Raw genomic sequence first — 17,465 nt, 5'->3', positions numbered from 1 at the left:
TCGGTGTGTGTCACCGACCTGCCCGTGTTCGCCCGGCCCGAGCCGCCGTCGGGCCGCGTCGAGCTGTCGGCAGGATGGCAGCTGACCTCGGCGCGCGACGTGCGGGCTGGGGGAGCCGAGATCTCCACGACCGGCTTCCGCGGGGACCGCTGGCATGAGGTGGAGCACATGCCCGCGACGGTGCTGCAGGCGCTGGAAGACGACGGCACCTATCCGAACCTCTACTACGGCGAGAACCTGGCCAACGTTCCCGACGATCTGTACCGCCAGGACTGGTGGTACCGGACCACCTTCACGGCACCGGCAGGCAGCGCGAGCTATCGCGTCGAATTCCCCGGCATCAACTACCGCGCCGAAGTGTGGCTCAACGGCAGGCAGATCGCGGGCAGCTCCGAGGTGGTCGGCATGTACACCGCCCACGAACTCGACGTGACGCCGTGGCTCAACCAGGGCGGTCAGAACACCCTGGCCGTCAAGGTCACCCCCGAGCAGGCCCTGCAGGACATCAACGGCGTCGAGCTCGCCGACAGCTGGTGGGACTGGATCAACTGGAACCGCATCGGCTACCAGGGGCCGGGCAAGAACCCGCTGCGCGGCAATTCCTTTGTCGCCGACCGCAACGCGGGCATCTTCAAGCCGGTGTATCTGAGCTTCTCCGGAACAGGTGTGGTCAGCGATCCGATGGTGACCACCGAGCTGCCCCTGCCATCGACCGACACGGCCAGGCTCACCGTGTACAGCGACGTCCGCAACACGTCGTCGACGACGCTGCGCGGTGTGGTGCGCGCGACGATCAGCCGGGCAGGCAAGCCGGACATCACCCTCGATCAACCGGTCACCCTGGGCGCGGGGGAGCGCCGTGAGGTGAAGTTCGATCCCGACTCGTACGCCGCGCTGACGGTGCACCACCCGGATCTGTGGTGGCCGTACACCATGGGCGAACCGAACCTCTACAACCTGCACCTGGAGTTCCGGCAGTACGGCCGGGCCACCGACACCGACGACTCGCGGTTCGGCATCCGGACCATCACCCAGCATCGCGACGACGACGAGCAGTACCCGGACCTGGGCCGCGGTGGCAGCTTCTATCTCACCGTCAACGGCAAGGATCTGCTGGTCCGCGGCGCGGCCTACACCCCTGATCTGCTGTTCCGGTACGACCCGCAGCGCGAGGACGCCATCCTCGGCTACGTCCGCGACATGGGTTTGAACATGCTGCGGCTGGAGGGAAAGTTCCCCGGCGACAACATCATCCAGCGGGCCGACGAGCTGGGCATCCCGCTGATGTACGGCTGGATGTGCTGCAACCAGTGGGAGAAGTGGTCGCAGTGGGACGCCGAGGACCATCGCGTCGCCGACGAGAGCCTGCGCTCGCAGCTGCTGACCTTGCGTGGTCACCCGTCGGCGTTCATCTGGGCCAACGGCAGTGACGGCAAACCGCCGCAGTCGGTGCTCGACGCGTACCACGGCATCCTGGCCGAGCTGCACTGGCCGAACGCCGTCGTCGACACGGTGTCGTCACTGGCCCGCGACGGCGACGGTCAGCCCGACTGGGACGGCATCCACATGGCTGGCCCGTACACGTGGCGCCCACCCAGCTACTGGTTCAGCGGCGGGTATCAGGCGACCCGCGGATCCAATGCCGAGCAGGGTGACAACGAGAACATCCCGCCGTTCGCGAGCCTGCGGAAGTTCCTGCCGCCAGACAAGCTCTGGCCGATCAACGACACCTGGTACTTCCACGCCGGGGCCAACCCCAGCAACAACTCGCTGGAGAGCATTCGCACGGCGGTGGTGCGACGGTACGGCTCGTCGCCCAACGCGGAGGAATTCGCCCGCAAGGCGCAGCTGGCCCACTACGAGTCCACCCGTGCCCAGTTCGAGGCGTTCGCGGCGATGGGCTGGGCGAACCACAAGATGACGATCTACTGGATGCTCAACAGCCACTGGCCGTCGTTCTTCGGGCATCTCTTCGACTACTACCTACGGCCCGGCGGCGCCTACTTCGGCGCGAAGAAGGGCCTGCGACCGCTGTCGGTGGTGTTCGACTCGTTCGCCACCGGTGACCACAACACGGGCAACGTCACGGTCGTCAACCAGACGCCGTCCGACCAGCACGGCCTGCACGTGCGGGTGCGTACCTACGACCTGGCCGGGCGCGTGCGGGACGACCGGACCACGGACACCATCTCGGTACCGTCCGGCGGAGCTGTGCAGGCCTTGGCGGTGCCGCACGTGGTCCGCGACTCCCGGGTGTTCTTCGTGCGCGCCGAACTGCTGGATGCCTCGGGCGATGTGGTCACGGAGAACACCTACTGGCAGTCCCAGCAGCGCGACGACGTCGGCAACCCGATGAACGACCAGGCGTTCGACCTGGCGCAGACCAGTTGGGCTGACATGACCCCGCTCAACACGATGCCACCCGCGCCCCTGGAGGTCAGCGCCTCGCGTACGGCCGGACCCGATCGCACCGTGGTGGCGATCCGGCTGCACAACCCCAGCCGGCAGATCGCCTTCTTCGACCGGGCCGAGGTCACCGACACCCACGATGGTGACGAGATCCTGCCCATCGAGTACTCCGACAACTACGTCACGGTCTACCCCGGCGAAACCGTGGTCTTGACCGGCACGATCAGCGGAGGAGAACCCCAGGCCAACTGGGTACGGGTGACCGGGTACAACTCCGCGCCGGTGACCGTGCCCATCGACCAGTCCACGCGCCGATAGGATCGCCTGATGACCACAACCGATGAGCGCCGCGATCTGTCCCAGGTAGCCGAGTCCAGCGGCTGGGCGCGCCGCGATCTCGACCGGGTCGACGTCTACCAGCGCGGCAACGACCGGATCCGGGTGATCTGGCAGGGTTCGAACGCGATCAGCGGTGCCAGCCGATTCCAGGACGACATCATGGGCACCTATACGCGCGACCTGGCGACCGTGAGCGGCTGGCTCAAGCGCTGAGCGCCACCGCGAAAATCAGTCGCGACGGTCAGCGGCCATGTGGCACTGTCGAGATTTGTGAGTGCCCCGACCACTGATCTGATTCTGGCCCCGAGCACCGATGCCGATTGGGCGGCGATGGCGCTGCTCGGTGGCACCGCGTTCGGAGAGATCGGGCACCCGGATTCGCTGGCGGCCTGGCGCACCCTGACGTCCAACGACGCCGCGCTGGTGGTGCGCGACGGCGACGACGTCGTCGGACAGTGCTTCTACCTGAACCTGTCGCTCACCGTGCCCGGTGGTGCGGTGCTGCCGACGGCCGGCATCAGTTTCGTCGCCGTGGCACCGACGCACCGCAGGCGCGGGATCCTGCGGATGATGTACACCGAGCTGCACCGGCGCATCGCCGATGCCGCTCTACCCATCGCCGGGCTGACAGCGAGCGAAGGCGGCATCTACGGCCGGTTCGGTTACGGCCCGGCAACCAGCAAGCAGTTGATCACGGTCGATCGCCGTTTCGCGCAGTTCCACGCGTCCGTCGCCGACCCCGGTGGCGTGCGATTGGTCAAACCGGCCGACCACCGCGACGTCTTCGCCGAGATCTACGACCGTTGGCGGCTGCAGACACCGGGCGGTTTGCAGCGCCCGAGCGCGCTGTGGGACGACCTGCTTGCCGACCGGGAGAGCACCCGCGACGGTTGCTCGGAACTGTTCGCGTTCCTGCATCCCGACGGCTACGTGCTCTACCGCGTGCACGGCAACGATCCCATGACCATTCGCGTCTGGGAGTTCGCTGCCGCCACCACCGACGCGCGGGTGGCGCTCTGGCGCGCGCTGCTCGGCATGGATCTCATGGAGAAGGTCAGCATCTGGACCCACCCCGACGACGTGCTGCCGCAGCTGCTGACCAATCCGAGGTTGGTTCGGGTGACCAACAGCACCGATGATCTGTGGCTGCGCATCATGGACATCCCGGCGGCCCTCGAAGCGCGCAGCTATCAGGAGGATCTGGACGTCGTGCTGGAGGTCGTCGACGGTTTCCGTACCCCCACGCGAGGAGGACAAGCTGGGGCCGACGGTGGACGATTCGCGTTGCAGATCCGCGACGGACGCGCTCGGTGTACGCCCACCGACGCACTGGCCGACATCACGCTCGACCACGACGTGCTGGGCAGCCTGTACCTCGGTGGGTACCGTGCCGAAGGATTCGCGACGGCAAACCGGTTGCGGAGTAACGACTCTGCCCTGATCCGTCGGCTCAGCGCCGCATTCGCCGATGCGGTGCCCGCTCAACTGGGTTACGGCTTCTGACCCGAGTGCGGCTGCGTAATGTGCAGCGGTGTGAGTGCACGCGCAGGCATCGTGGTGACCGGAACCGAAGTTCTCACCGGACGGGTTCAGGACCGCAACGGGCCGTGGATCGCCGACCGGTTGCTCGAGCTGGGTGTCGAACTCGCCCACATCACCATCTGCGGTGACCGTCCCCGCGACATCGCCGCGCAGCTGAGGTTTCTGGCCGCTGAAGGGGTGGACCTGATCGTCACCAGCGGCGGGCTCGGCCCCACAGCGGACGACCTGACCGTGGCCACCGTCGCCGAATTCTGTGGTCGCGAACTGGTTTTGGACACCGAGATGGAGGAGCGGATCGCGGGGATCCTGCGTCGGCTCATGGCGGGGCGCGGGGTCTTCTCGGAGGCCGACTTCGAGGCCGTGCGGGCGGCCAACCGTAAGCAGGCCCTGGTGCCCGTCGGCGCTGAGGTCCTCGACCCGGTCGGTACCGCCCCCGGCGTCGTGGTGCCCGGAACACCGACCGTGATCGTCCTGCCGGGCCCGCCGCGCGAACTGCAACCGATGTGGTCTGCGGCCATCGCGACGGAGGCCGCCCAGGAAGCGATCGCGCAGCGCACCGTCTACCGGCAGGAGACGCTGCGCATGTTCGGGCTCGCCGAATCCGGCCTGGCGGAAACCCTGCGGGAAGCCGAGCACGCCATCGCCGGGTTCGGCGATCTGGAGATCACCACGTGCCTGCGCCGCGGCGAACTGGAAATCGTCACCCGCTACGAACCTGCGGCGGCGCACACGTACGCCGAACTCGTAGCGCTGCTGCGCGATCGGCACGCCAACACCCTCTACTCGGAGGACGGCGCCACGGTCGACGAGCAGCTGGCCGCGCTGCTCGCCGGTCGCCGCGTGGCGACGGCGGAATCGTGCACCGCGGGCTTGCTGGCAGCGCGGCTGACCGAACGCGCGGGCTCCTCGGCCTATGTCGCAGGCGGTGTGGTCGCCTACGCCAACGAGGCCAAAACCGAACTGCTGCAGGTCGATGAAGCGCTGCTGGCCGAGCACGGAGCCGTCTCGGAGCCGGTGGCCGCCGCCATGGCCACCGGGGTGCTGGCCGGCTTCGAAGCCGACACTGCGGTGGCGATCACCGGGATCGCAGGTCCGGGCGGCGGGAGCGCTGACAAGCCGGTCGGCACGGTGTGCTTCGCGGTGCAACTCGCCGGCGGGGATCCGGTCACCCGCACCGTCCGGCTGCCGGGCGACCGCACCGACATCCGGGAGCGCTCGACCACCGTGGCGATGCACATGTTGCGGCGGGCGTTACAAGGCGGCGGCGCACAGTAACCGGCGTCGCATGCGCGCCGCGCCGGCCCGCACAACTGGCCCGGCGAAAACGGCGCCGTCCGTCATGCGGGCTGACAGACTCCGTGCAGGATCCGTACCGGCGATGGAGGCAGTTGTGGCGATGCATAGTGTCGACGACACCACCGAACAGACTGTTCGCAGTGTTCTGGCGTACGCCGAGAACCGATTGCGGATGAACCCGGTGCCCCTGGACAAGGGGTCGCTGTCGGCCGATGAGCTCTACCGTCGCCTCGACGGACTGATCCGTGAGACGCCGCGGCATCCCGACGAGGTGCTCGGCGTCTACAGCTCGGTGATCGCGCCGAGCATCATCTCGGCGGACAGTCCGCGCTTCCTCGGCTTCATACCGGCCGCGCCGACGAAGGCCAGCCTCCTGTTCGACATGCTGGTGTCCTGCGCGTCGATCCAGGGCATCTCCTGGCTGGAAGCATCGGGAGCCATCGCCGCGGAGAACACCGTGCTGCGGCTCATCGCCGACGAGGCGGGTCTGCCGGCAACAGCCGGTGGCTGTTTCGTCTCGGGCGGCTCGGCCGGAAATCTGTCGGCGCTCGCGACGGCCCGCGAAACCGCCAAGAGCAAGGGCGCCACCGGCAGGCTCAGTGTGGTGGTCGGCACCGACGCGCACTCCTCGATCGTCAACACCCTCAACCTGCTGGAGATGGACGCGCTGGTGGTGGACACTCCGGAGCACCGGCTGACCGCCGACACCGTCCGTGCCGCCGTTCCCGCCGACACCCCAAACATCGCCGCGGTGGTGTGTACCTCGGGCACCACCAATGCGGGCATCATCGACGATCTGGCCGGTGTGGGCGCCCTGGCCAAGGAGCGTGGCTGGTGGTTCCACGTGGACGGGGCGTACGGCGGGTCGGGCATCTTCGCGCGGTCGCTGCGGTCGAAGTACGACGGCATAGAACAGGCCGACTCGTTCATCCTGGATCCACACAAGTGGTTGTTCACCCCGTTCGACTGCTGCGCGCTGCTGTACCGCAATCCGGAGCTGGCCCGGGCCACCCACACGCAGGACGCCTCCTACCTCGACGTCATCCACACCTCCGACGGCGAGTGGAACCCGACCGACTACGCCTACCACCTGACCCGCCGGGCCCGCGGCTTGCCGTTGTGGTTCTCGTTGGCGGTCAACGGGATCGAGGCGTATCGCGAGGCCATCGAGGTGGCCGCCGAGCTGGCCCGGCAGACGGCGGTGCTGATCAACAGCGAGTCACACCTGGAGCTCATCCGCGAGCCCGATCTGGGAGTGGTGCTGTTTCGGCGGATCGGGTGGCAGGGCGAGGATTACGACGCCTGGGCGCAGAAGCTGCACGACGACGAGATCGCATTCATCCCGCCCACCAAATGGGAGGGCGAGACCGTGGGGCGCTTCGCGTTCCTGCATCCGGACACGTCGATGGATCTGGTACGTGAGGTGCTCGAGCGGACGCGGTGACCCAAGGGTCAATCGTCAGGCCGGCTGAGCGGGTACCCGCGCATGCGGCGTGGATCCGGCAGGCCCGCGATGTCCGGCCGCGGCCATCACCCGCGCGACGATCGACGGTCGCAGCAACTCCGAGGGGGCATCGACGAGGTTGGTCACCCGCAAGAACGTCTCGGCCACTGCGCCGTCCGATTCGGCGGCGGTCAAGACGCGCTCGGTGTACCGATTGGTGAACCGGATGAACGGCGACCGGTGCCCCTCGACGTCGGGCAACGTCAGATCGGCACCCGATGCCATCTGCCACGCCCGGCCAAGGGGTTTGGCAGCCGCCCGGAAGAACCGGCGTGCCAGCTCGTGTGGCCCGTCGTTGAGGCAGTCGCGTAAGGCGAGTGCTTCCAGGGCGGCCACCGACATGCCCTGACCGTAAACCGGGTTGAAGCTGCAGATGGCGTCGCCGAAAACCAGCAGCCCCGTTGGGAATTGCGACAGTCGCTCGTAGAACCGGCGCACGCTGGCGGGGTAGCGGTACGTGACAGGCTCGGTCAGCGGGGCGGCCGCCCGCAGCGCGGTCATCATCGCCGCGGGCGCGAACTTCTCGGCGAACCGGAGCATGCCTTCCCGGTCGACGGGCGGTTGAAGTCCGGTCATGCCGACCAGCGTCAGCATCCATGTGTCGTTTTCGCACGCGAAAAGTGCACCGCCGCATAGTAGTTCCGGACGTGCCCCGATCAGGAAGAGTCGTTCGACGATGGCGTCGGGCGGGATGTGCAACAACTGACTGGTGTAGGCAACGTGAATGGTGTTGCGATGTTCGATGGGTCGTCGATAACCGACGCTCTCCAGGAAAGCCGGGGTCCGCGCCGCCCGGCCCGTCGCGTCGACCACCAGATCAGCGACCACCTCGCGGTTGCTGCTTCCGTCGTGGGCCGCCACCCGGACCCCGGTCACGCGTCCGGCGCCGGCGACGATGAACTCGACGGCATCGTGGCCGTCGAGGATCTCGACGTTGGAGATCGCCCGGACACGTTGGCGGACATGGGCTTCCAGGAACGGTCTGGTGGCCAGATAGGACGTGATGGGTCTGGTGAACGGCCCGTTGAGGTTCAGCGGGTGCCCGGCGAAGGTCATCGATACCCGGGACACGCCGGAACCGTCGAGTACGACGGCGCCGTCGTCGACGAGATCGTCGAGGAACCCCGGGAACAGGTCATCGAGGGCCTGCGCACCGCTGGCCAGCAGCCCGTGCACGTGACGGCCCTGGGGTACGCCCCGCCGCTGCGCGACGCCGTCGGGCAGGGTGTCGCGCTCGATGACGGTGACGTCGTCGAAGTGGTCGGCGAGCACTCGGGCCGCGAGCAGGCCGCCGACGCTGCACCCGAGAACTACTGCGTGTTCGCCCATCCTGGCCATCGGACACCTCCGTCGCCCGGTGCGGTACCGGGTCTTCGGAGCCATCGTCGAACGGCCGCCGGGGGGTGCATAGGGTAATCGGCTACCTCAATGCGCGATCTTGGGCTTCGGCCACGCAGTCGGCCCACCGCCGAGTACCGAGCACGGTGACCGCGGTGGCGCCGAAGGCGCTGGAGATCACCACGTCTGGCTCCAGCGTCGCGAGCAGTTCCAGGCTGGCGGTGAGGGCTGCGCTGTCACCGATGCCGGGAATGACGAAGGTGGACCACCGGTCGTCGGCGCTGACGAACATGGTGTCACCGGTGAACAGATAGCGCCCGTCGCTGCCGTCGACGAGATAGCTCGTACTGCCCGGGGTGTGGCCCGGAGTCGGGATCACCTCGACACCGTTGGCGTCGACATGGCGGCTGGACACCGGAACGTCGACGTGGGCGTGCCTGCCGATCGTCGCCAGCTCCGCGGCCGGTGCGTGCAGGCGCGCGCCGAACGTCTCGGCGATACGCGCCAGCATCGGCCCGGCTTCGTCCTGATGCGAGAGGTACTGATCGTCGACGCCATCGAGTTCATCGATGGCATCGAAGTCGGCGTCGGTGGCGGGGCAGTAGAACAACGCGTTGTGCCCGTTGGCTTTCCACAGGTACGCGTGAGTGGTCAACCCGGGAAACGGTGAGTCCGTTCGGGTTTGCCACAGGTCGGTTCGGATCTGGGTGATGGAGGCGGTCATGACGACAGCCTCCATCCTCAACAATAGTTGAGGTCAACCCTGCGGTGCGGTGCCTTCCGCAGAGTCCCAAACCTCGATCATGGTGCGCATGATCTCCTCGGCACAGCCAAGCCCGCCCAGATGGCTCTCGTAGGGCAACTCGGTGAGTTGCGCGTCGCGCAGTCTCGACACCATGTGCCGGCCGTGGGCGAACGGGACGATGTGGTCATGGTCGCCGTGCCACCACCGCACCGGCACAGTGATCTCATCCAGCCGGAAGCCCCAGTCGCGGGTGAACACGACGATGTCGTAGAACGGCGCAGCCAGTTGCTTGCGGCTGCCGTTGAGGAGGTCGTCGAGGAACATCGCCTTGAACTCCGGGCGGCCCAGCATCCGGCGGTCGCCCTCGGGGGACATCCGGGCGTAGATCTCCAGGGCCGGGGACGCCACCGGGCGGATCAGCCGGATCAGCCCGGACGCCGCCAACCGGATCGGCATGCCCGCAACCTGCAGGAGCGGCGCCACAGTGGCGCCGAGATCCATCAGACCGCTGTGGATGCCGTCGGGGCCCACCAGCGGGGCCACCCCGCCGAGTACGCCTGCGGCGGTCACCCGGTCGGGCATGGCGGCCGCGCACGCCAGGGTGTAGGGCCCACCACCGGACAGCCCGACGACCGCCATCTTGTCGATACCGAGCGTGTCGGCGATGGTTTGCAGATCGTCACCGAAATCGAGCACCCGGTCGTACTGGTGCGGCGTGGAGGAGCCGATGCCCGGCCGGTCGACCCCGATCAGCCGAATGTTGTTCTGCTCGGCGTACATCCGGGCTTCGGTCGGGATCTGCCGTCGGGCGCCGGGCGTGCCGTGCAGCCAGAACACCGCCCGCCCCTGCGGATCCCCGAATTCGGCGAATCCGATCTGCCGGTCGTCGCCGACGGCGATGTTGCCCTCCAGCTTGGGGCGGGCGATAGAGATGACCATGTGCGTATCTTTCTGGCCGGCGTCAGCCCGCGACCGAGGCGTCGTAGATCGACTGGATCGAGGCGTCGAGCGTGGCGTTGAACTCTTCGTCGGACTGCTGCGCCGAGAGCCCCTCGGTCAGGGCCCGGCTGAAGCTGGCGATCACCCCGGTGTTCTGCGCCAGCAGGGCGTTGGCCTCGCTGCGCGAATATCCGCCGGAAAGCGCGACGACCCGCATCACCTTGGGGTGCTCCACGAACACCTCGTAGTGGTTGGCCACGCTCGGCAAGGTGAGTTTGAGCATCACGCGCTGGCCCTGGGGCAGCGTCTCGAGGTTCTTGGCGATTTCGTCGCGCAGCAGGTTTTCGGCCTCGGCCTTGTCGGCGATCGAGATCGTCACCTCGGCCTCGAGGATGGGGACGAGGCCGTGTGCCAACACCTGCGAACCGAGCTCGAACTGCTGGGCCACGGCTGCTGCGACGCCGACCGGATCGGCCGCGCCGATCACCGAACGTGCCTTGGTGCCGAAGATGCCGTTCTGCACCCCGCGGGCGAGCAGCGCGTCGAGACCCGGAATGGGCTTCATCAACTGAACGCCGTCGGTCGTCTCGGCCAGGCCCTTGTCGATCTTGAGCAGCGGCACCACGCCCTTGTCCTCCCACAGGTAGGCGGCGGACGGCTTGCCGCCGATGGCGCGGTCCATGGTCTGCTCGAAGAGGATTGCCGCGAGCACTCGGTCGCCGCCGAACACCGGTGAGGTGACGATGCGTGCCCGCATCTGGTGCATCAGATCGAACATCTCGTCCTCCGACGAGTACGCGCTGTCCTCGATCCCGTACAGGCGCAGGGCCTTGGGAGTCGAGCCGCCGCTCTGATCGAGCGCCGCGATGAATCCTCTCCCTGACGTCATCTTGTCGGCCTGCTGCTGGTTCACCATCGGGTTGCCCACACTTTCGAAGACGTACCTGTCTCGGCGTTCGCTCGAATTCGACTAAAGGATATTCGGCGCTGCCTGCGCGGCGGGCCGTCGCCTGGTCACAGTGTGCGCGGGGCGGTCAAATCGGAGTCGCCCGGGTGCACCGGCCTGCCCCTGGTGCGGCAGGCCGGTGACTTTTGGAAGCGCTACGGGACGCTGTAACCGCCGTCGACCGGCAGAGCGACTCCGGTGATGAAGCTGGCGTTGTCCGACAACAGCCACACCACAGCATCGGCGATCTCCTCCGGACGGGCTATCCGGCCCAACGGATGGGCAGAGCTGAGCGCCTCGCGGTGATCCGGGTCCAATGCGGCGATCAGTTCGGTTTCCACCAACCCGGGTGCCACGGCGTTGATGCGGATGCCGTGCGGCGCGGCCTCCAAGGCCGAGCTCCGCGTCATGGCGATGTCGGCGGCTTTGGTGGCGGTGTAGCCCGTGAACCCGGGGACCCCCACCAGGCCCGCTCCCGATGCCATGTTCACGATCGCGCCGGAGCCCTGGCCGATCATCTTCCGGAGCTCGTACTTCATCGACCACAACATCCCGCGGACATTGATATCGAGCATGCGATTCAGCATGGCGGTCGAGTACTCGGTGGTCAGCTGGTACTCGCCGTCGTACCCCGCGTTGTTGAGCGCCAGGTCCAGCCGGCCGTCTTCGGCGGCGGCCTCGACCGCCAGCTCCACCTGGGCTTCGTCGGTCACGTCGGCGATCACGTATCGAGCTGTGCCGCCGGCCGCATCGATCAGGCGGACCGTTTCCTTCAGCGTCGTCTCGGTGCGCCCGGCGACGGTCACGACAGCTCCGCGTGAGGCCAATGCGAGTGCACTCGCTCGGCCGATGCCGGTTCCGCCACCGGTGACAAGGGCTGTCTTTCCTGCGAACTGTTGGGTCATCGTCGTTCTCCTCTGGGTTTGTTGACTCGGTGGATCGCGTGTCGGGCTAGTGCTGCTGCGCGGTCGGATTGACGACGATCTCGCTGACGTCGACGTCCGCCGGCTGGCAGATTGCGTATCCGATGGCGGACGCGATGGCGGCGGCGTCGATTCCGATCGCCTCGGAGCTCGCCCGCATGGAGGACTGGACATCGGCGTCGCCGCCGGCGTGGGCGAGTTCCGTGCGCGTGAGCCCGGTTCTCGATGCGGTCGCCCGCGCTCTACAGCTCGACGACGTCGAGAAGCAGCACCTGTTCGCCCTGGCCAAACCCCAGCAACAACCGGCCCGGCCGACGACTATCGAAGCTCCGCGGCCCGGCCTGCTCGCCATGTTGGCGAACATCCGCAATGTGCCCGCTGTGTTGCTGGACCACCGGTTGGACGTGCTGGCGATGAATACCCTGGGCCAGGCGTTTCATGTGGAGATCGATGCGGTGTCGACCGACCGGCAGAACCTGGCCAGGTACGTGTTTCAGAGCGCGGCCGCTCGCGCGTTCTACATCGACTGGGCCGAGTCGGGACGCGAGATCGTGGGCATGTTGAATCTCTCTGCCAGTCATCATCCGCAAGATGCCGATCTGACCGAGCTGATCGCCGAATTGTCGGAGTCGGATGAGGACTTCCGACGTTGGTGGCGTGATCGGGATGTGTTCCGCCCTCGGCACGGCACCAAGCGCTACCGTCACCCGCTCGTCGGCGACCTTGAGCTCGGCTACGAGGCCTTCAACCCGATCGGCGACGAGGACCAGCTGCTCGGCATCTATACGGTCGAGCCCGGCTCGTCGTCCGAGGATGCGCTGGCCAGGCTTGCCGGTCCGTGACGCCGGTGCCCTATGGCGACAACGCGGCAGCAGCCCGGATCGCGGCGGCGGCTCGATCCACATCGGCGTCGGTGGTCGCCCAGTTCGAGAAGGACACCCGCAGAACATAGCGGTCCTGCCACGTCGTGCCACCCAGCCAGCAGGTGCCGTCGGCCTGGATCGCCGCGACCGCGCGCCGGTTCGCGTCGTCGTCGCCGGGCAACCGGACCAGCACCTGGTTGAGCACCACGTCGTTGAGGATCTCGGCGCCGGGGATGTCGGCCAGCAGGGTGGCCATGCGGCGGGCCTGCGCGCAGTTGCGTTCGACGAGCTCGGCCACGCCGGTGCGGCCGAGCGAACGCAGTGCCGCGTACACGGGGACGGCGCGGGCCCGGCGAGAGCTCTCCGGCACGTAGTTGGTGCCGTCCCGCTGGCCCGGGTCGGCGACGAGGTAGGGGCCGGCCAGCGTCATCGCGGCGAGGTGCGCGTCGGAGTCGGCCACGATCGCCATCGCACTGTCGTAGGGCACGTTGAGCCACTTGTGAGCATCGACGGCCCAGGAGTCGGCTCGCTGGACCCCCTGCGTGAGGTGCCGGATGGCAGGTGCGGCAGCCGCCCACAGCCCGAACGCGCCGTCGACGTGCAGCCAGGCCCGGTGCGCTGCGCAAGCGTCGGCAATGTGGTCGAACGGGTCGAACGAACCCGTCGAGACGTTGCCGGCCTGAGCGCAGACGACCGTGGGCCCGGCGTCGTCGGCGAGAACTCGCACCAAGGCGTCGGGGTCCATGCGGCCCTGGCTGTCGGCCGGGATCCGGATCGCGGTGGCGTCACCCATGCCGAGCAGTCGTAGCGCCGTGTAGATGGTGGCGTGGGCCTGTTCGCCGCACAGCACGCGTACCCGCGGCGCGCCGGTCAAACCGTCGCGTTCGACGTTCCAGCCGACCCTCGCCAGCACGGCATGCCGGGCTGCGGCCAGGCACGTCGTGTTCGCCCCCTGAGCGCCGGTGACGAATCCGACGCTGGCCTCGGACGATAATCCGAACACGTCGAGCAGCCAGCCCGCGGTGATCTCCTCGATGGCCGCGGCCGCGGGGGAGAGCGAGTGATACGCCGCGTTCTGGTCCCACGCCGATGCGAGCCAGTCGGCCGCGAGCGCGGCAGGCAGCGCCCCGCCGATGACGAAGCCGAAGTGGCGCGGCCCGGCGGTGGCGACCAGTCCGGACTCCGCTCCGGCGGCCAATGTGTCGACGACGGCGACGGGATCCTCGCCGTCGGCGGGTAGCGGGCCACCGAGGACCGCGCGCACGGTCGACGCATCGCCCCTGGCCGCGACTGGGCGGTCATCGAGACCGGACAGGAATGCCTCGGCGTGAGCAAGCGCTGTTCGCAATCCGGCCGTGCGGGTGGGGGTCTCGGTCGACATGGCCCGACCATACGGGGTCGGAGCTCGGACCGTCGCTGCTCGACGTACCCGCCGAGAATTTGGGCAGCAACCTCTGAAGAGGTGTCGAGATGTTCTCGTGATATTAGCCACCTCATGTGAAGGGGCTGCCTCGACGCGCGGCATCCACCGGTGTTTGCCCGCGGTTGTCACGTATGGGCACGAACAAGCCGAAACCGCTGGTATCGGTATCTGTGTCGGCGCGCTGACCTGGCAATATGGCAACGATGTGGACTCTACCCTTGACAGGGCGGCTTCGGATGTCCAAAGATTTGGGGACGTCGAGGCGATCAGTACGAGGGGTCTGATCGCCTCGGCTGCGGGGAACCCCCGCCACCATCCGCGGTCGCAAAGACTCTGGCTCGTTGCCTGTTGGTTAGCTGTGGGATGAGTGCGGCCGTAGCCGGGTCATCGCCTGGCAAATGGGTGCGGCTCGACTGGAAGGCTACCTGGGTGCCACCACCACAGGGGACGACAAGATTTCGCGGTACTCGAGCATGCGTTCCTGCTTGATCAGGCTCGTGCCGGTGGTCACGACCAACTCGCTGGGCGACACCGCATAGCTCACGCCGCGGCTGCGTGCGACGAACCGCCGATCTGGCGCGGTAGCGGCGGCGGCCGCCAACGCTGCGGCATCGCTCAGCCGGACGCCGTGGTACTGCAACGCGCCGCTGCGGTCCTGGCAGATCACCACCAGCGAGCGTTCGGTGCGGCCGATCGCCCTGGCGGTCTCGGTGCTCTCGCAGCGGGCCGGTGAGCCGACGAAGCCCTGCTGGTCGAACCGGAAAGCCGCGGTCGCAGGCGCACCGAGAGGTTGTGCCGCGTCCTGTTTGCGTGGTGATGCAGGCTGCGTGACAGGCGTTCTCACCTCTGCGAGCGGTTGCGGTTCTCCCGTCAGTGGTTTCGTCAAAGGTGTCGATACTGTGCCGGCGCCGAGGGCGGCTGCGACGACGGCAGCGGCCGCGATGCCGATGCCGACCGGCCGCCATCGGCGCTGCCGCGGTTTGCGGTGCCGTCCTGCGGTCCGGGGCCGCTGCCGGAGAGACGGCGGGGCAGTCTGTGCTGGGGTGGCCAAGCTCGCTCCCGTGAAAATGGTGATGTGACAGCCCCATTCGACCACGGCTGATCGACGGTGAGCGTCGGAACACGCGGGTGGATCTGGGTCTCGTAGGCGGGCCAACGGGTGCTCGCGTGGGGGCAGGCATCGGCGTGGCGGCGAAAATGCTGCAGCGCCAATATGATCAACCTCCGGTAATGCTGGGCCTGTGCCCAGGAGAGGGGTCCGATGGTGATCAGCAGGCGCAATCTTTCGATGGGCCTGGTGGCCGTGGCGGCGGGGGCGACGGTGGCAGCGTGCTCGTCGTCGCCGACCGCGGCCACTCCGACCACATCTGCGGCCCAAGGGCATACCTCCCTCGGTCCGCTCAAGCAGGTCGATGCAGGGTTGCTCGACGTCGGCTACGGGGAACTGGGTCCGCCCGACGGCCAACCGGTGATCCTGCTGCACGGCTGGCCGTACGACATCCACAGTTATGCCGATGTGGCGCCCACGCTCGCCGCACAGGGCTACCGCGTGATCGTGCCGTTCGCACGCGGCTACGGTTCTACCCGATTCCTGTCGGCCAGCACGCGGCGCAACGCGCAGCAGGGCGCACTGGCCACCGATGTCGTCGATTTCATGGACGCTCTGCACATCCCGCAGGCGATCCTCGGTGGATTCGACTGGGGCGCCCGCACGGCGGCCATCGTCGCGGCGATATGGCCGCAGCGCTGCGCGGGCCTGGTTGCGGTGAGCGGCTATCTGATCGTCAATCTCGAGGCCAATCAGAAACCGCTGTCACCGGAGGCCGAGCACGGCTGGTGGTATCAGTACTATTTCGCCACCGACCGGGGCGTTGCCGGCTACCGCCAGAACACCTTCGACTTCAACAAGCTGATCTGGAAACTCGCGTCGCCCCGATGGAATTTCGATGACGCGACCTACGCGCGCACGGCCGCCGCCTTCGACAATCCCGACCATGTCGACATCGTCATCGACAATTACCGCTGGCGGCTCGAGCTGGCACCGGGGGAGCCGCAGTATGCCGATCTGGAGCGCAAACTCGCTGCGCGGCCGCCGATTTCGGTGCCGACCATCACGATCGGCAGCGATTTCGACGGACCCAACAAGGACGGTGCCGCCTATCGCGGGCAGTTCACGGGCAAGTATACCCACCGCATATTGGACGGCATCGGGCACAACGTTCCGCAGGAGGCGCCGAGCGAATTCGCCGACAGCATCGTGCAAGTCGGCAAACTCGCCTAGCGCGTACGGGTCAGGCAGGCACGACGACGGTCAGCTCGTCACCGTCACGTTCGACGTGCATGTCGGCCCTACGGGCGACCGCTGCCACAGCTGCGGCGTCGCCCGGCTCGGATCGGGAACTCGCCAGGACCCGCGCCAGGCGGCCTTTGTGCGCCTTGTTGAAATGGCTGACCACGGTGCGGTGTCCGTCGGCGTGCTCGGCGAGCACCTGTACGCGGACCGCGCCGGGTATGCGGCCGAGTCCGGCGTAGGAGCCCGATCGCAGGTCGACGATCAGTTGCTGGTCGGACAACTCGGCGAGCACAGGTTCCAGCACCGGACGCCAGCGGGTGCTCAGCCCCGGTTGCCCGGGCAGTTTCGAGCTCGCCGACAGCCGGTATGCGGGCACCGGATCGTCGGCACGCAGTAAGCCGAACAATGCCGACCCGACGGCGAGCCGGGCCCGCGCCCGCTCGGCGGCGGTGCCGCGCAACGAGCCGATGTCGAGTGCGTCGTACAGCACGCCGGTATAGCGGTGGATCGCCGGCAGCGTCGGGGCCGAGCGCAGTTCGGCATTGCGCTCGATCTCGGCGTCCTGCTTGGCCGAGAGCCCCAGGGCCTTGCGGCTCGCAGACAGGTCGGCGGACAGGTCGATCAGTTGGTCCACGAGCTCTTCTCGTAGCGGCGTGAGGGCCTCAGAGCTGAGTTGGTCCAGGCGCAGCGGCGGGCCATCTCCGCCGGCGCGCTTGGTCTCCGAAGGAGGCAGGAGCACGATCACCAGGGCGACGTTAGCTCAGAGGTCGTGCTCCTCAGCGCTCCGATCAGTGTGACTCGCGTCAGGTCAGACCGGCATGGGCGGAGCGAAGGGGTCCGCCGGCGGCGCGTCGGGCGCGCGTAGGTCGCGTCATCGAAATTCCATCGGGGCGACGCGAGTTTCC

General features: G+C 67.8%; 15 protein-coding genes. 7 read left to right on the top strand and 8 right to left on the bottom strand.

All coding sequences use genetic code 11. From position 1 onward, the window contains the following. Window positions 1–3 precede the first annotated feature (3 nt). The 5 genes from BST13_RS27985 (at window position 4) to BST13_RS27965 (ending at window position 7,030) form a co-directional block, all read left to right on the top strand. Window positions 4–2,727 (top strand): glycoside hydrolase family 2 protein, encoded by a 2,724-nt coding sequence (locus BST13_RS27985; RefSeq protein WP_083168115.1) that lies wholly within the window; start codon window positions 4–6, stop codon window positions 2,725–2,727. Between the two features lie 9 nt (window positions 2,728–2,736). Beyond that, complete coding sequence (locus BST13_RS27980) at window positions 2,737–2,961, top strand: hypothetical protein (RefSeq protein WP_083167972.1); 225 nt, start codon at window positions 2,737–2,739, stop codon at window positions 2,959–2,961. A gap of 57 nt (window positions 2,962–3,018) precedes the next feature. Then, a complete protein-coding gene (locus tag BST13_RS27975) occupies window positions 3,019–4,251 on the top strand; it encodes an enhanced intracellular survival protein Eis (RefSeq protein ID WP_281254769.1) in 1,233 nt (410 codons plus the stop codon). 30 nt (window positions 4,252–4,281) lie between these two features. After that, window positions 4,282–5,565 carry a competence/damage-inducible protein A gene (locus tag BST13_RS27970; RefSeq protein WP_083168112.1) on the top strand — a complete coding sequence of 428 codons (1,284 nt, stop codon included), beginning with the start codon at window positions 4,282–4,284 and terminating at the stop codon, window positions 5,563–5,565. A 121-nt stretch (window positions 5,566–5,686) separates the two neighbouring features. Then, window positions 5,687–7,030, top strand: a complete 1,344-nt coding sequence (locus BST13_RS27965) for a pyridoxal phosphate-dependent decarboxylase family protein (RefSeq protein ID WP_083168110.1) — start codon at window positions 5,687–5,689, stop codon at window positions 7,028–7,030. 15 nt (window positions 7,031–7,045) lie between these two features. Here the strand turns inward: BST13_RS27965 and BST13_RS27960 are convergent, their stop codons facing one another. From BST13_RS27960 to BST13_RS27940, 5 genes are all read right to left on the bottom strand, one after another. Further along, on the bottom strand, window positions 7,046–8,428 hold the full coding sequence (locus BST13_RS27960) for an FAD-dependent oxidoreductase (protein WP_245839837.1): 1,383 nt from the start codon (window positions 8,426–8,428) through the stop codon (window positions 7,046–7,048). Between the two features lie 82 nt (window positions 8,429–8,510). Further along, window positions 8,511–9,152, bottom strand: a complete 642-nt coding sequence (locus BST13_RS27955) for an MBL fold metallo-hydrolase (protein ID WP_083168107.1) — start codon at window positions 9,150–9,152, stop codon at window positions 8,511–8,513. Between the two features lie 33 nt (window positions 9,153–9,185). Continuing rightward, a complete protein-coding gene (locus BST13_RS27950; protein WP_083167966.1) occupies window positions 9,186–10,112 on the bottom strand; it encodes an alpha/beta fold hydrolase in 927 nt (308 codons plus the stop codon). Between the two features lie 22 nt (window positions 10,113–10,134). Further along, a complete protein-coding gene (locus BST13_RS27945) occupies window positions 10,135–11,028 on the bottom strand; it encodes a fructose bisphosphate aldolase (RefSeq protein ID WP_083168105.1) in 894 nt (297 codons plus the stop codon). Between the two features lie 185 nt (window positions 11,029–11,213). Next, a complete protein-coding gene (locus BST13_RS27940) occupies window positions 11,214–11,963 on the bottom strand; it encodes an SDR family NAD(P)-dependent oxidoreductase (RefSeq protein ID WP_083167963.1) in 750 nt (249 codons plus the stop codon). A gap of 122 nt (window positions 11,964–12,085) precedes the next feature. Between BST13_RS27940 and BST13_RS27935 the strand changes: the two genes are divergently transcribed. Then, window positions 12,086–12,823 (top strand): MmyB family transcriptional regulator, encoded by a 738-nt coding sequence (locus BST13_RS27935; RefSeq protein WP_211296199.1) that lies wholly within the window; start codon window positions 12,086–12,088, stop codon window positions 12,821–12,823. Window positions 12,824–12,833: 10 nt separating this feature from the next. Here the strand turns inward: BST13_RS27935 and BST13_RS27930 are convergent, their stop codons facing one another. Together BST13_RS27930 and BST13_RS27925 are read right to left on the bottom strand one after the other, a co-directional pair. Continuing rightward, window positions 12,834–14,225 carry a pyridoxal phosphate-dependent decarboxylase family protein gene (locus tag BST13_RS27930; RefSeq protein ID WP_083167958.1) on the bottom strand — a complete coding sequence of 464 codons (1,392 nt, stop codon included), beginning with the start codon at window positions 14,223–14,225 and terminating at the stop codon, window positions 12,834–12,836. Between the two features lie 463 nt (window positions 14,226–14,688). Continuing rightward, window positions 14,689–15,111: a hypothetical protein gene (locus BST13_RS27925; RefSeq protein ID WP_245839836.1), complete on the bottom strand. Its 423-nt coding sequence runs from the start codon at window positions 15,109–15,111 to the stop codon at window positions 14,689–14,691. A gap of 417 nt (window positions 15,112–15,528) precedes the next feature. On the opposite strand from BST13_RS27925, the gene BST13_RS27920 reads away from it, so the two are divergent. After that, window positions 15,529–16,548: an alpha/beta fold hydrolase gene (locus tag BST13_RS27920; protein ID WP_425437063.1), complete on the top strand. Its 1,020-nt coding sequence runs from the start codon at window positions 15,529–15,531 to the stop codon at window positions 16,546–16,548. Window positions 16,549–16,558: 10 nt separating this feature from the next. Here BST13_RS27920 and yaaA read toward each other — a convergent pair whose 3' ends face one another. Then, window positions 16,559–17,305 carry a peroxide stress protein YaaA gene (gene yaaA, locus BST13_RS27915; RefSeq protein WP_083167956.1) on the bottom strand — a complete coding sequence of 249 codons (747 nt, stop codon included), beginning with the start codon at window positions 17,303–17,305 and terminating at the stop codon, window positions 16,559–16,561. Between the last annotated feature and the right edge of the window lie 160 nt (window positions 17,306–17,465).

Source organism: Mycobacterium aquaticum, assembly GCF_002086485.1.
Taxonomy (GTDB): Bacteria; Actinomycetota; Actinomycetes; order Mycobacteriales; family Mycobacteriaceae; genus Mycobacterium; species Mycobacterium aquaticum.
The sequence above is the reverse complement of the archived record's forward strand: the minus strand, read 5'-3'. Positions and strand labels throughout refer to the sequence as shown.

Excerpts from the sequence above, each read along its gene's own strand:
- BST13_RS27935 (WP_211296199.1), top strand. The coding sequence starts at position 12,086 with ATGGCGGACGCGATGGCGGCGGCGTCGATTCCGATCGCCTCGGAGCTC.
- BST13_RS27965 (WP_083168110.1), top strand. The coding sequence starts at position 5,687 with ATGCATAGTGTCGACGACACCACCGAACAGACTGTTCGCAGTGTTCTG.
- BST13_RS27930 (WP_083167958.1), bottom strand. The coding sequence starts at position 14,225 with ATGTCGACCGAGACCCCCACCCGCACGGCCGGATTGCGAACAGCGCTT.
- BST13_RS27950 (WP_083167966.1), bottom strand. The coding sequence starts at position 10,112 with ATGGTCATCTCTATCGCCCGCCCCAAGCTGGAGGGCAACATCGCCGTC.
- BST13_RS27955 (WP_083168107.1), bottom strand. The coding sequence starts at position 9,152 with ATGACCGCCTCCATCACCCAGATCCGAACCGACCTGTGGCAAACCCGA.
- BST13_RS27980 (WP_083167972.1), top strand. The coding sequence starts at position 2,737 with ATGACCACAACCGATGAGCGCCGCGATCTGTCCCAGGTAGCCGAGTCC.
- BST13_RS27920 (WP_425437063.1), top strand. The coding sequence starts at position 15,529 with ATGGTGATCAGCAGGCGCAATCTTTCGATGGGCCTGGTGGCCGTGGCG.
- BST13_RS27960 (WP_245839837.1), bottom strand. The coding sequence starts at position 8,428 with ATGGCCAGGATGGGCGAACACGCAGTAGTTCTCGGGTGCAGCGTCGGC.
- BST13_RS27940 (WP_083167963.1), bottom strand. The coding sequence starts at position 11,963 with ATGACCCAACAGTTCGCAGGAAAGACAGCCCTTGTCACCGGTGGCGGA.
- BST13_RS27945 (WP_083168105.1), bottom strand. The coding sequence starts at position 11,028 with ATGGTGAACCAGCAGCAGGCCGACAAGATGACGTCAGGGAGAGGATTC.